The organism is Prescottella equi, assembly GCF_020171745.1.
GTDB classification, from domain to species: domain Bacteria; phylum Actinomycetota; class Actinomycetes; order Mycobacteriales; family Mycobacteriaceae; genus Prescottella; species Prescottella equi_A.
This window is the reverse complement of record NZ_JAIVAH010000007.1, coordinates 79,490-92,845: the sequence shown is the minus strand read 5'-3', so window position 1 is coordinate 92,845 and position 13,356 is coordinate 79,490. Positions and strand designations below refer to the sequence as shown.

General features: G+C 69.9%; 13 protein-coding genes. 4 read left to right on the top strand and 9 right to left on the bottom strand.

Annotated features, from left to right (window positions below):
- Window positions 1–51: 51 nt before the first annotated feature.
- The 4 genes from LCL87_RS05550 to LCL87_RS05535 form a co-directional block, all read right to left on the bottom strand.
- Window positions 52–1,107, bottom strand: a complete 1,056-nt coding sequence (locus LCL87_RS05550) for a DUF8320 family protein (protein WP_225017496.1) — start codon at window positions 1,105–1,107, stop codon at window positions 52–54.
- A complete protein-coding gene (locus LCL87_RS05545; RefSeq protein WP_225017493.1) occupies window positions 1,104–2,297 on the bottom strand; it encodes an ATP-binding protein in 1,194 nt (397 codons plus the stop codon). Before LCL87_RS05545 ends, LCL87_RS05550 begins: the two co-directional genes overlap by 4 nt.
- Window positions 2,294–2,899, bottom strand: a complete 606-nt coding sequence (locus LCL87_RS05540) for a LuxR C-terminal-related transcriptional regulator (protein ID WP_225017887.1) — start codon at window positions 2,897–2,899, stop codon at window positions 2,294–2,296. The genes LCL87_RS05545 and LCL87_RS05540 overlap by 4 nt, the downstream gene beginning before the upstream one ends.
- 140 nt (window positions 2,900–3,039) lie before the next feature.
- Window positions 3,040–4,671 (bottom strand): ABC-F family ATP-binding cassette domain-containing protein, encoded by a 1,632-nt coding sequence (locus LCL87_RS05535; protein WP_225017491.1) that lies wholly within the window; start codon window positions 4,669–4,671, stop codon window positions 3,040–3,042.
- Between the two features lie 271 nt (window positions 4,672–4,942).
- Here LCL87_RS05535 and LCL87_RS05530 point away from each other — a divergent pair, with 271 nt between their 5' ends.
- Window positions 4,943–5,434 carry a beta-class carbonic anhydrase gene (locus LCL87_RS05530; protein ID WP_225017490.1) on the top strand — a complete coding sequence of 164 codons (492 nt, stop codon included), beginning with the start codon at window positions 4,943–4,945 and terminating at the stop codon, window positions 5,432–5,434.
- A gap of 13 nt (window positions 5,435–5,447) precedes the next feature.
- On the opposite strand, the gene LCL87_RS05525 is transcribed toward LCL87_RS05530, so the two are convergent.
- From LCL87_RS05525 to abmR, 5 genes are all read right to left on the bottom strand, one after another.
- A complete protein-coding gene (locus LCL87_RS05525; protein WP_225017487.1) occupies window positions 5,448–5,849 on the bottom strand; it encodes a YbaB/EbfC family nucleoid-associated protein in 402 nt (133 codons plus the stop codon).
- A gap of 4 nt (window positions 5,850–5,853) precedes the next feature.
- Complete coding sequence (locus LCL87_RS05520; protein WP_225017485.1) at window positions 5,854–6,438, bottom strand: hypothetical protein; 585 nt, start codon at window positions 6,436–6,438, stop codon at window positions 5,854–5,856.
- Window positions 6,435–8,078: an alpha/beta hydrolase gene (locus LCL87_RS05515; RefSeq protein WP_225017483.1), complete on the bottom strand. Its 1,644-nt coding sequence runs from the start codon at window positions 8,076–8,078 to the stop codon at window positions 6,435–6,437. Before LCL87_RS05515 ends, LCL87_RS05520 begins: the two co-directional genes overlap by 4 nt.
- Complete coding sequence (locus tag LCL87_RS05510) at window positions 8,078–8,368, bottom strand: hypothetical protein (protein WP_225017481.1); 291 nt, start codon at window positions 8,366–8,368, stop codon at window positions 8,078–8,080. Before LCL87_RS05510 ends, LCL87_RS05515 begins: the two co-directional genes overlap by 1 nt.
- Window positions 8,369–8,443: 75 nt before the next feature.
- Window positions 8,444–9,019, bottom strand: coding sequence for an ATP-binding transcription factor AbmR (gene abmR / locus LCL87_RS05505; RefSeq protein ID WP_225017479.1), 576 nt, complete (start codon window positions 9,017–9,019; stop codon window positions 8,444–8,446).
- Between the two features lie 113 nt (window positions 9,020–9,132).
- Here abmR and LCL87_RS05500 point away from each other — a divergent pair, with 113 nt between their 5' ends.
- The 3 genes from LCL87_RS05500 to LCL87_RS05490 all read left to right on the top strand — a co-directional run bounded on the left by LCL87_RS05500 (window position 9,133) and on the right by LCL87_RS05490 (window position 13,339).
- Window positions 9,133–10,869, top strand: coding sequence for a penicillin-binding transpeptidase domain-containing protein (locus tag LCL87_RS05500; RefSeq protein WP_225017477.1), 1,737 nt, complete (start codon window positions 9,133–9,135; stop codon window positions 10,867–10,869).
- Between the two features lie 131 nt (window positions 10,870–11,000).
- Window positions 11,001–12,683 (top strand): NTF2-like N-terminal transpeptidase domain-containing protein, encoded by a 1,683-nt coding sequence (locus LCL87_RS05495; RefSeq protein WP_225017475.1) that lies wholly within the window; start codon window positions 11,001–11,003, stop codon window positions 12,681–12,683.
- 44 nt (window positions 12,684–12,727) lie between these two features.
- Window positions 12,728–13,339: a TetR-type transcription factor C-terminal domain-containing protein gene (locus LCL87_RS05490; RefSeq protein WP_225017473.1), complete on the top strand. Its 612-nt coding sequence runs from the start codon at window positions 12,728–12,730 to the stop codon at window positions 13,337–13,339.
- The last annotated feature ends 17 nt before the right edge of the window (window positions 13,340–13,356 follow it).

The window sequence follows — 13,356 nt, the reverse complement described above, 5'->3', positions numbered from 1 at the left end:
CGGATGTTGGTGGACCCCTGAAATGGGGGCACCGTTAGCGCGGCTGACGGATCAGTGCACCGTGGCTGCGGTGGGCTCCGGCGACATCGGGCGCCCGTCGTGGCCGAACTCCACCTGCTGCAGTTCCCCGCCCGAGTTGACCAGCACCGTCGCGAGGGCATTCCGACCCGGCGGAAGGATCCGTGCGGTGACCGACCCCGCGGCGACCGCGTCCAGTCGATCCGCCACCGACGCGACGAGCAGCTCCTGCACGCCGGCATCGGTCCCGTCCATCCCGCGGTCGTCGAGCAGTACGACGTCCACGCCGCGGCCGCGCGCCGCACGTGCCGCCGCCGCGACCGCCGGTCGGGCCAGTGCGGGAGCCCGCAGCGTGTCGCGCAGATGGGCCTCCAGGAGTTGGCAGGCCAGGCGCTGCTCGGCGGTGAGCGACTCACCCGAGGCGATCCGTTCGAGCAGCGGACGGGCCAGTGCATCGAGCCGACGCAACTGCGCGTCCCGTTCGGCGAGGACCGCGGACGCCGCCGACGTGGCCTCGGTGCGCGTCGTGGACTGTCGGCGCAGCTGGAAGATCGCGGTCGCGGCCGGCCGGATCGTGTAGGCGAAGAACGTCGACATCAACAGCGGTGCGAGATTGATGATCGAGATTGCGATGCCGTGCACCGCGCCCTGCCCGGTCGCGGCCGCCCACACGACGCACGCGCCGATCATGCCGATCGATCCCGCCCACGCCCACGCCGTACCGCCGCGCACGCACATGAAGGTGTAGAGCGCGGTCGCGGCGCCCAACGGCCACGTCTGGAGCGGACTGGCGACGGGCACCGGAAGCACCGGGAAGACGAGCGCGACGGCTATCGGGCCGGTGGCGGCGAGCGCGATCGCGGCCGGAACCGGCAACGGATCGCCGGGAACCACGATCAACAGGAGCGCGCCCACCGTCATCAGTACGACGGTGGCGGCGATCGGCCACATCGATCGGACGCCCTCGGTCGAAGTGACCGCCAGGACCGTGTAGGTGAGCGCATAGAACGCGACGATGAACCGCGCCGCCGCGGTGTGCATCCCCAGAAGTGCACGCACATCCTGGGATTCGGGCTCGTGTGCGGTCACGGTCGCCTCCACTCGAGTCGGACCTCGGTGCCTTCGCCGGGGCGCGAGGTCACGTGCGCCGACCCTCCGTCCAACTGGCGCATGCGGCCGTGGATGCTCACCGCCAGCCCGAGGCGGTGCGGCGGAACGGCCCCGGGAACGAATCCCGCACCGTCGTCGCTGACGCGCACGTCGACGGAGTCCGTGGTGACCTCGACCGCGACCGTTCGGACGGCACCGTCCCCGGCGTGACGCACGCTGTTGCGCACGGCTTCCGCGGCCGCCGCGGCGATCGCGCGCGCCACGTCCGACGGCAGTGCGCCGTCGGTCCGGACGTCGGTTTCGATCGTGAGGCTCTCGTCCACGTCGGTGACCGCCGACCTGATGTGAGCGAGCGCCGTCGCGATGCCGAAGTCGGTTGCCGCCCCACCGTCGGAGGCGAGCTGATCGAGTTGCCGCAGGGTGGCCGCGGACTGCGCCGCGACACCGGAAGTGGCCCCCTGACGGGCTGCGGACAGCAGCGTCGCCATGACGCCGTCGTGGATCAGTGCATCGAACCGTTCGCGTTCGACGGTCCGGGCGTGGTTGGCCGCGGCCACCGCCGCGGCCCGGTGGGTCGATGTGATGGTCTCGTCGAGGACCCGTCCCGTCCGCAGGGCCATGACGGCCGCCGCCACGAAGATCGTGCAGAACATGACGGCGAACAGGATGTCGGGAATCAGTGGGCTGCGGAACGATTCGGCACGCACGACCTGGTTGAGCGTCTGCACCGCGACGCACGAGATCACGAGGTGGGCGAAGGTGTACACCGGACGCCACGCGGCCGCTGCGGCCATGCTGGCGACGCCGGGAAACGACGACAGCCAGATCCCGGTCCCGTCCTCGTACACGGGACCGATCCAGGCGAGCGGCCACGTCGCCACCGCGACGAGATAGCCGATGGCCGTCGCCCCGCACGCGAATCGAAGAATCCGGGGATTGCCGAGAAACGACGTCACCCCCATCGCGACGGCGGTCCCGAACGTCGCGACGAGCGCCAGCGGGGTCCACCAGCCCTCCATCCGGGAGGATTCGGTGACGATCGTCGGAGCCAACAGCAGGAGATAGAAGAGGAATCCGGCGCTCACGAAGCGTGCGAACATCACCCGGATGCGGTCGGACGCCTCGTGGTGCGGCCGAAGGTCGACGCCCGGGATCGCGGGTGCGGTCATCGGTGATCGGGGTGCTGGGGCAGCGGCAGGTAGCCGTCCTCGAGCGCGCGCATGTACAGGTCGGTCTTGGTCCGCGCCGGGCGTCCCGCCTCGGCGTACTTGGCGCGAATGCGTCCCAGGTAGTCGACGACCGTGTGCGGGGCGAGCCCGGTCCGGGTGGCCACACTGTTGACCTTGAACCCGGACGCGTACAGCTCGAGGACCTCGCGTTGCCGTGGACTGAGCCCGGCGTCGAGCAGATCGGGGTCGCCGTCGATGGCCGCCGCCCACTCGGTCGTGACCACCTGCTCGCCCCGCGCCGCCGCGTGGACCGCCGCGACGACCGCCGCCGGAGGCTCCGACTTGCGCACGATGCCGAGCACACCCGCCCGTGCCGCCAGCCGCATCAGGTACGGATTCTCCGCGCCGGTGAATACCAGCGTCTCGACCCCGGCAGCCCGCAACTGCTCGACGTTGGCCATGGGCGACGAGCCGTCGGCCAGCCGTAGATCGAGGATCGCCAGATCCAGATCGACGCCCCGGCCGAGCAGCTCGTCGACGGTCTCGCCCGTCGCGGCGATCATCAGATCCGGCTCGCCGGCCAGCATCGCCTCGAGGCCCATGACCACCGAGGCGTGGTCCTCGACGACGCCGATCCGCCGCGGCGGTCCGGGGACATCGTTGTTCGTCGAAAGTTCTTCCTGCACAAAGCCCCCACGAGATCGCTGTCGGTCGGACAGACGATAACAGCGCGGGTGGTCGGTCATGACCGGTTCGGACGGTTCTCGGCCTCGGGGGCGAACTCGGGTTCCGTCAGCCCCTCCTCGTTCAGCTCGAGTCGACGCGTGATGCCGATGTCCCGCAGGAACTGCCGATCGTGACTCACGACGATCAGTGCGCCACGAAACTCGTTCAACGCCTGCACGAGATGGGCCAGCGACGGTAGATCGAGGTTGTTCGTCGGCTCGTCGAGCAGCAACAGCCGCGGCGGGGGCTCCGCCGTCAGCAGCAGCGCGAGCGCGGCGCGCAGTCGTTCGCCGCCGGACAGCGTCGCGACGGGGGCATCGGCCTCGGTGCCGCGGAACAGGAACCGGGCCAGGCTGCCCCGGATCCGTTCGCCGGACGCGTGCGGCGCCGCAGTCGCGACGTTCGCCGCCACCGACATCTGCTCGTCGAAGATGTCGAGGCGCTGCGGCAGGAGGCCGAACGGAACCCGGGTGCCGGCGCGCACGATCTCCTGCAGCGCCGTCGTCTTGCCGATGCCGTTGCGGCCGGTGAGCGCGATCCGCTCGGGTCCGGTCACCGTCAGGTTCAGACTCTGCCCGCTCCGCAGCCGGGCGCCGTCGAGTTCGATCACCTGCTGTCCCGGATGCACCGTCGTGTCCGGGAGATCGATGCGGATCTCCCGATCGTCGCGGACCCGGTCCTGCGCCTCGGTCAGGGCGCGCTTGGCATCGTCGAGTTTCTCGATGTGGTTGCCGCGCAGCTTGCCCGCCGATTCCTGGGCGGCTCGTTTCCGCATGCCCATCACGATCTTGGGTTCGCGCTTGTTCTCGAACATCTTCTTCCCGTAGCGCGCACGACGATCCAGCTTGATCCGGGCCTCGACGAGTTCGCGACCCTGCTTGCGGACGTCGCTGCGGGCGTCGCGCACCGCGGCGTTCGCGGCCTGCTGCTCCGCCTCGATCGCCTGTTGGTAGTCGCCGAAGTTACCGCCGAACAGTCGAATTCGGCCGTCACGAAGTTCGGCGATCGTGTCGACGGCGTCGAGTAGGTCGCGGTCGTGACTGACGAGCAGGACGGTGCCCGGGAACTGCCGCACGGCGGCGTCGAGCAGGTCGCGGCTGACCGCGTCGAGGTTGTTGGTCGGTTCGTCGAGCAGCAGGATGTCCGGCTCACGCAGCAGTTGCGCGGTGAGGCCGAGCAGCGTCGTCTCGCCGCCGGACAACTCGCCCACCGTGCGATCCAGGTCGGCGACGTCGGCGACGATGCGGTGCAGACCCAGCCGGTGCAGGATCGACACCGCACGCTCCTCGATGTCCCACGCCGCGCCGACGGTGTCGAAGTCGTCGTCGGTCCCGGCGCCGGATTCGATGCGCCCCAACGCCTGCCGGACGTCGGCGATCCCGAGGATCGCGTCGACCCGCACGCCGGGATCGAGCGTCAGGTCCTGCGGAAGGTAGCCCACGGCGCCGTGGGTGGTGATCGAGCCACGCGCCGGCCGCAGACGGCCCGCGATCAGCTTCAGCAGGGTGGACTTGCCGCAGCCGTTGAGGCCGACGAGCCCGGTTCGTCCGGAACCGAAGGCGGCATCGAGGCCGTCGACGACGGGGGAGCCGTCGGGCCAGGCGAAGGCGAGATCGGACAGGGTGACGGACGTGGACGGCTGTGCCATGAGTGCTCCGAGAGGTATGCGTACGACGCGCAGACGTGTGCCGGGGCACACGACGCGCAGGGCGCGGGATCACCTCTACAGGAGCAAGGGCCTGTCCTATCGATCGGAAACACGAACGTCGACCACGGTATGACCGGTTCAACCGCCGCGCAACCCGTTTATTCCGCTCGCGGGGAGCGGAAGGGTTTCGCGGGCGAGCGCTCGCGACGATCATGGAAGGCGTGCGCGGGCATTCGACCCCCGCTCGACCTCCGGAACCCGGGAGACGCCGATGACGGTCACCGACGAATACCTCGAGAACAACAAGCGCTACGCCGAGACGTTCACAGGCCCACTGCCGCTGCCGCCGAGCAAGCACGTCGCGGTGCTCGCGTGCATGGACGCGCGCTTGGACGTGTACCGGATTCTCGGACTCGGCGCCGGTGAGGCGCACGTGATCCGCAACGCGGGCGGCGTCGTCACGGACGACGAGATCCGTTCGCTCGCGATCAGCCAGCGCCTCCTCGGGACGCGGGAGATCATCCTCATCCACCACACCGACTGCGGCATGCTCACGTTCACCGACGACGCCTTCAAACGCGACATCCAGGACGAGACAGGCATCAAGCCGAACTGGTCCGCCGAGGCCTTCCCCGACCTCGGCGAGGACGTCCGCCAGTCGCTGCGCCGGATCGAGTCCAGCCCCTTCGTGACTCTCACGGAGTCGTTGCGTGGCTTCGTGTTCGACGTCGCCACGGGTCGGCTCACCGAGGTCGCGCGCTGAGCGGTCGGCGTTGTCATCGTTCGAAGATGGTTCCGCCGCGCTGCTCGAGGTAGCTGGGCTCGTCACTGTCGGCGTGGGACGGCGCCGGCGGTGGCCCTCCGGTCCCCTGTCCCTGCGCCGCGATCCACCGGTTCAGACCGGCGACTCGCGGATCGCCGGTGACCTCGGCGAGCGCGTGGCGCAGGCGTGGTTGCAGGTCGGCGACGGCTGCCGCGTAGGTGCTGCGGATCAGCTCCGCGAGGCGATCGGCATCGGCCCGCACCGTCTGCGGGTCGAGTTCGATTGCAGTGATCCGGTTTCCGGCATCGACCTCGATGGACACCCCGCCGCTCCGGGCCTGGCCACGCAGTCGTTCGACCGTGTCCTGGGTGCGGCGAACCGTGGCGCCGAACTGCTCGAATCCCTTGTCGATCACGGCGTCACGGGTGGGTGATGTCGGTCGGCATGGATCCACCGTCGCGGGTTCCACCGGGGAAACACGGTGAGCTCGCGCCGACCGTCAGGATGCCCTGACCGTTGTCGGTGACGATGAACCTGTAATCGTCCGGTGCAAGGGCCCGAACGTGACGTCCGGGTCCGTCGTCGGTGCTCGTGTCCGTGGACCAGCCCTGGCGCTGCCACGCGTCCTCGAAGACGCCCAGATACCGTGCCGTCTCGGATTCCGGGACCCCGATCACCCAGTACTGGACGCCGAACGTCAGATCGGCGTCGGGGCCGTAGTCCGCGTCGTTGCACGGAACGCTGCCGCCGCCCGACAGTCTCGCGTGTGCGGCCGAGGGGTGCTGCAGCGAGAAGGAGATCTGTGGGGGCAGGACCGCCAGCGTCCCCGAGAGGTACTTCTCGACCGCCGCCCGCGCGTCGGCCTCGGTGAGCGGTGAACTCATGGTTTCCTCCTGGATGGTCGGGGTGGCGGTATCTCCCGGTTCGCTCGAGCAGGCCGTGAGGACGCCGGTCAGCGCGGCTGCCGCCACGACGGCGGCGGTGATTCCGGTGCACAGTCTCACGAGACCTCCTCCCCCTGCCCCACGATGATCCGCCCCATCTTGGACAGTGCGGGGTTGTCACGGTCCCAGTACGTGCTGTGCAGGCTCAGATCGTTCCCCGCCATCCACCACGGCCCTCTCGACTCCTCGTCCGCGGTGAACACGCGGGCCCCGAAACTCTCGTCGATCGGCTTCGTGAGATGCACCTGGTCGGGTGTGAGCCGGATCGGATCGTGCGCGTTGGTCGTCGCGAACACGCGGTCTCCGGTCGCGCCCGGATCGACGCCGGTGAGAGACAGTTCGCTCGCCTCGAAGACGCCTACCCCCGGGCTCGCGACGAGGACGACCCGATCGGCGTCGAGAACGTGGCCGTCGCTCGCCGCGTGACCGATCACCGTCGTGCCGTAGCTGTGTCCGATCACGGTGTTGGACGAGGCGGTGGCACCCGTGTGTGTGGCGCGCAGCCCGTCCTGGAAGCGGTCCAGCGGTTCCGCCGCGGCGTCCGCGTACCGCTCGAACGGCGACTGGGTGAACGCGTTCTGTGGCGCGTCGTAGCCGTACCAGCTGATCACAGCGGTGCGTTTCGTGGGATCCGCGATGGTCGCGGCGTCGTACATCGCGCGCGAGCGATCGACGCCGTTCGGCAGATCGCCCAGGTTGGCGCCGGTCCCGGGAACGAACGTCGCCACGTTGTCCGCGGTGTCCGGGTTGTCGATCGCCACGGCCACGCGGCCGTGGTCGTCGATGAGCGTGAGATACCGCGGGGGATGGGACTCGGCGTCGACCTGTCCGGCGACGGTGTCGAGGTCGGCCAGCGTCGAGCGGGCGTCGTCGACGGCCCGATTCCAGTCCTCCCGGTCGGGATACAACGCGTCCGGCACGGTCAGGATCCGGTCGAGTTCGCGCTGCGCGGCGGTCCGCATCTCGCCGAGGTTCTGGCGGTTGTAGTGATCGCGATCGACGTGGGGGAGGCCGTCCCGGTTGCCGATGAACCGGTCGTGATCGTAGAGCGCATCCTTCTCCGCCGGCGTGAGTTGTTCCCAGAAGTCCTGCAGCCGATGGGGATCCGTCGGCAGCGAGGCGGCGCCGGAGACGATGTCGGTGACGGCGGCGCCGATCGGGCCGCCGTCCGGTGACCGGCGGAGCTGAGCGAGCTGGGCGACTGCGTCGCCGATCGCGGCCGTGGCCTCGCCGTCGAGCGTCGCCAATTGGGTGAGGAGTTCGCGGATGCGGGTGCGAAACCACCCGGCGGCGTCGTCGAGCGCACCCTGCGCGATACCGACCGCGACGGCGTCCGGTCCGTACATCGTCGGCGCAGTGACGGTCCCGTCGTCGGCGACGGTCATCCCGGCCGCCGGAGCCTCCTGGTCGACGATCGCGAGCAGGGAGGCCTTGGTGTCCTCGAGCCGGAGACCGTAGTCGGCGAACGGGCCCGCCAAATCCGCGACCGCCGTCTCGACGTGGGTGCCGGACATCCGCTCGGACAGCGCGCGCAGCGCCGCGGCGGTGGCCGCGTCGCCCTTCCAGCGGGATTCGACGTCGTCGACCGAACGGTCGAATGCCGTCAGCGCGTCGACGAAGGCCATGTTGGCCCGCCCGAGCACGTCCGCGAACGCGACCATGGATTCCGGCCGGGCCGCTCGGACCTCGCTGATCAGCATCAGCGGCCCGCGTCGTAGCGGGTGAGCTGCTCACGGAAGGCGTGCTCGGCGGCCTCGTACCCGGTCGCGTTCGCGTCGGCGGCCGCGGCCATGGAACCGATGCTCTCGCCGAGGCCCCGGTAGGCGTCGAGGACGGCGGCCTCCGCATCGCGCGCCACGGACGCGATCCGGAAACCCGGCATCGCGGTGGTCGCGGGCACGTCGATGGCACCGATGTCGGCGGAGATGTCGCGCAGGGACTTCGCCAGTCCCCGCAGCGCATCGACGTCGACGTGTAAAGGCTCGCTCATAATCCCCCCGGATTCGAATCGATCGCCACACTAACATCGACGATTCCGGCACCGAGGGGAGCGAGAGCGCCGCGATCAGACCTGCGGGCCCTCCGACCTGAGATCGTCGACCTTGCGCATCGCCTCACGCAGTTCCGCGAGCCACTCCTCGGCGTGCTGCCCGGCCAGCTTGACCGTCCACGCCAGGGCGTCCGCCCGCGACCGCGCGACGCCGGCGTCGACGAGCGTGTCGAGCACCTTGCGTTCAGGCTGACGCAGCCGCGTCATCACCGGAACGGCCAGATGGGTGAACAGGATTCGCCGCTCGCCGATCGTGACGCCCCACGCGACCTTGCGCCCGTACCGGGCCTCGGCCTCGTCCGCGATCTGCATCCGCGCGGGCCGGGTCGATTCCCGGAACCGGGCGACGCGGCCCTCCTCCGCGGCCGCGGAATTCTCCGTCTCCTCGCCGGGGAGTTCGCCGAACACGACGATCTCCTCGCGGTCCACCTCCACCGTCGCGGGGCCGGTGAACCAGTCGTCGGGGAGTCGTCCCGCGAACCACTCCGAGGCGTCCGAGGCGTCCGGGGCGTCGGCCTGCTGCCAGCCGCCGGGTCGTCCGAATCTGCGGCCACCGGTTCCGAATCCGCCGTGGCCATGTGTCCTTCCCATGATCGTCCTCCTCGGTCGATCGGGTAACACTCACTGCTCTGATTACATGATTACTCCGTTGACGCGGAGGCGCCACCGTCCGCGAGGTCTGTTTCTCGGGCATCATCGGGACCATGTCCCTCTCGCGACCCGGCCCCCGCACCACCGCGACCGTCCTGGCCGTGGCCTCCGCCCTCGTCCTGTCCGGCTGCGGGGGTGACGACCCCTCACCCGAGCAGCGGTTCGCCGACGCGCTCGCGAGTGGCGACGTCCCGGCGGCAGCCGACCTGACGAGCGATCCGGCGGCTGCGTCGACGGCCATCACCGCGATGCTCGACGGGCTGAACGCACAGGGGCGCACGTTCACGGTGTCCGAGAACGGCGACGCCTTCACCCTTGCCGCGGACTGGAGTTTCGGCGACGGCAAGCAGTGGCAGTACTCCACCGAGGGCCGCGTCGACGGCGACGTGATCGCGTGGGATCCCGCACTGCTCGCGCCGGGCCTGGGCGCCGACTCGACCGTGCGCTTCACCCCGACGTCGGGGACGCCCGCGAAGATCGTCGCGAGTGACGGGCAACCGATCATGACGCAGCAGGTGGTCACCCTGGTGAACGTGCAACCGCCCGCCGACGCCGCCGCGCTGGCCCGGCTGCTGAATCCGATCGCCCCCACCGTCACCGCCGAGTCGCTGGGCGCGGAGTTCGGGAAGTCCGACGGCAAGCCGGTCACCGCAATCACACTGCGCGAACAGGACATCGAGCCCATACGGGACCGGCTCGCGGCGATTCCCGGTGTCGAACTGGTGCAGCAGACCCGCCTGCTCACGGTGGACCGGGCGCTGTCGTCGCCGGTGCTGGCCGACCTCACGACCGTGTGGCAGGAACAGCAGGACGCGTCCGCCGGGTGGGCCGTGCAGATGGTGAACGCGGACGGCACGACGCGGCGCCTGGCCGGACAGGACGCGGCACCGGTCCCGGACATCGGCACCACGTTGGACCTGCGGCTGCAGACCAAGGCCGAGGACGCGCTCGTGAGCGTGCCGCAGCCCGCCGCGATCGTCGCGTTGCGGCCGTCGACGGGCGCGGTGCTGGCCGTCGCGCAGAACGCCCCCGCCGACGCGCAGGGTGCGGTCGCGCTGACCGGTCTCTACCCGCCCGGGTCGACGTTCAAGACGGTCACGACGTCGGCGGCGCTGCAGGCCGGGAAGGTCACCCCGGACACCGTGCTCCCGTGCCCCGGCACCGAGAACATCGAGGGCCGGCAGATCCCGAACGACGACAACTTCGATCTCGGGTCGGTGCCGTTGCACTCGGCGTTCGCGCACTCGTGCAACACGACGATGGGGCGCCTCGCGGTGTCGCTGCCGCCGGACGCGCTGCAGCAGGCGGCGCTGCAGTTCGGCCTCGGCGTCGACTACGTGACGCCGGGCCTGACGACCGTCACCGGGTCGGTGCCCGCCGCCGAGACCCCCGCCGAACGGGTCGAGTCCGCGATCGGGCAGGGCGCGGTGACCGCGTCGCCGTTCGGCATGGCGCTCGTCGCGGCGTCCATCGCGAACGGCTCCACGCCGGCCCCGACGATGATCGTGGGGAAGCCGGGCGTTGCCGACCGCACCGTCACCCCGACGCCCGCCGACGTCGACGCCGCGCTCCGGTCGATGATGCGGGAGACGGTCACGGACGGGACCGCGAGGACCCTCGCCGATCTACCGAACCTCGAGGGCAAGACCGGAACCGCGGAGTACGGTGAGGGCACGCGCCCACACGGTTGGTTCGTGGGCATGAACGGGGATCTCGCTTTCGCGGTTTTCGTTGCGGGAGCGGATAGTTCGGGTCCAGCGCTGGAAGCCGCCGGTCGATTCCTCCGGTAGTTCCGCCGCATCCCCGGACCCGGCGCGGAATAACGAGAAGGTATCGACGAGGCGCCTCGGTAGCGCAATCGTGACCCCTTCGTACGCGATCCGTGCTTGTTGCTGATGTGACAATCGGGAGGATTGTGGCCATGGGTTTCCGAGCGTCGCCCCGCGTCCGGCGTAGCTGTGCCATTGCCCTGCCGCTCGGTCTCGTAGCCGTCCTGGCCGTCGCGCTCGTGTCCTGTGTGGGAGACAAGTCCGACGCGAGCGCGCAGTCGGTCGTCACAGGGTTCGTCCGTGCCCTCAACGACCGCGACGCGGAGGCCGCCGCCGAGCTGACCTCGTATCCCAATGCTGCCGAAGAGTCCATCCAGCAGATGTTCGACGGGCTCGATGCGAAGGAATCGACGTGGACCCTGGCCCAGTTCATGGAGCTCAACGGCGATTCCGGCTTCTTCACCGTCGACGCGGCGTGGAACTTCGGTGAGGGCAAGGACTGGAGCTACTTCGTCGACGGGGGCGTCAAGAAGCTGGCCGTGGGGTGGCGCATCTCGTGGGATCCCACGCTGCTCGCGCCGGCGCTCGGGCACGGGCGCACGGTGTACTACGACCGCACCGACGCCGCGCCGCCCAAGGTGTTCGACGGTGCCGGTAACCCCCTGATGGCGGAACAGACGATCAACGCGATCACCCTGGATCCGGCGTCGATGCCCGACCCGGTGGCCACCACCGACCGGCTCGCGAAGGCGCTCGAGCCCGTTGCCCCACTCGTTACCGGGGACTCGATGCGGCAGGACATGGCCGCCAAGCCCGGGCAACGGATCGTTGCAGTGCTGTTGCGTGATCAGGACTTCCAGTACCTGGAGAAGGACCTCACCGGGATTCCCGGTGTCATCGTGGACAAGCAGCCCAAACTGATCACGACGGACCGCCGGATCGTCACCCCCCTGCTCGACCCGCTGCGCAAGGTGTGGCAGGCGAACCGGGACGCCACCGCCGGCTGGGCCGTCAACGTCGTCGATCCCGACGGCGCGGTGCAGCAGCAGGTGGGCTACCAGGGGCCGCCCGGACCCGACATCAAGGCCACCCTCGACTCGCAGTTGCAGCTGGCGGCAGAGAACGCGGTGGTGAGCGTCGGCACCCCCTCGGTGATCGTCGCGGTCCGTCCGTCCACGGGAGCCGTTGTCGCTGCCGCACAGAACAATCAGGCGATCGAGCAGGGTCCCATCACGTTCAGTGGGCTGTACCCGGCCGGCAACTCGCTGGACCTCGTTCGCGCCGCGGCGGCCGCGCAGGCCGGCGTCGCCCCGAAAGACGTGAGCGACGACGACCTCGAGAAGGCGGGCCGGCAACTCGGCATCGGTCTCGACTACGAGATGCCCGGACTGGATCCCGAGACGGCCGTGCTGACGGCGTCGCAATCCAACGTCGACCAGGTGATGAAGTCGAAGAACGGATCCGAGCAGAAGGTGAGTCCGTTCGGGCTCGCGATGGTCGCGGCCTCGGTCGCGCGCGGCAGCGCCCCGCTGCCGATGATCGTCGAGGGCCAGCAGGCCACCGTGAAGAATGCCGAGAACGCGCTGCCCACTGCCGTCACCGATCAGCTGCGCAACACCATGCGCGACAACGTCCAGAAGGGGAATGCCTCGTTCCTCAAGGGGTACCCGGACCTGATGGGTGTGGCCTCCGGGAACGACACGGATCGCTGGTTCTTCGGATCGCGCGGCGACCTCGCCTTCGCGGTCTTCGTCGCGGACGCCGACGGCGGCGACCGTGCCGTCAAGATGACAGACCTGCTGATGCGGGAAATGGCCAAGCCGGCGGCGAAGTGAGCGGTGCGGCGGGCGAGTGACCCCGTCTGGCTTACGGTGGGGGAATGACAACCGACCAAGTCCCCGGCTCGTGGCGGCATTACGACGACGCAACGATGTCCGGGCCGTTGGCCGCGGCGCTCGCCCTGTTCGCCGAGCGCGGCTACGAGGGTGCGTCGATCCGCGAGATCGCCGGGCGCGCAGGACTGTCGGTGCCCGGGCTCTACCACCACTACCCGTCCAAGCAGGCGCTGCTGATCGGGCTGACCCGCGCGGTGATGGCAGATCTGCTCGAGCGCAGTCGACTCGCGCTCGCCGAGGCCGGGCCGACGCCGCGCGAACGGTTCGACGCCGTAGTCGAATCGCTGCTCCGGTTCCACATGTTCCGGCGCGACCAGGCGTTCGTCGCGTCCACCGAGATGCGCAGCATGGAACCCGACGCCCGGGACGAGTACGTGGCCCTGCGGGACGAGCAGCAGCGCATGCTCGACGAGATCGTGCGGGACGGGGTGCGGTCGGGCGACTTCTCCACGCCCTACCCGGACGACGCCAGTCGGGCCGTCACCACGATGTGCGTCGCCGTCGCGAGTTGGTACCGACCGAACGGCCCGCTGAGCCCCGATGCGCTGGTCGACCGATACCTCCTGATCGCCCGGGGCGCGGTCGGCTCCGACTGACCGCCGCAGGGCCCGAG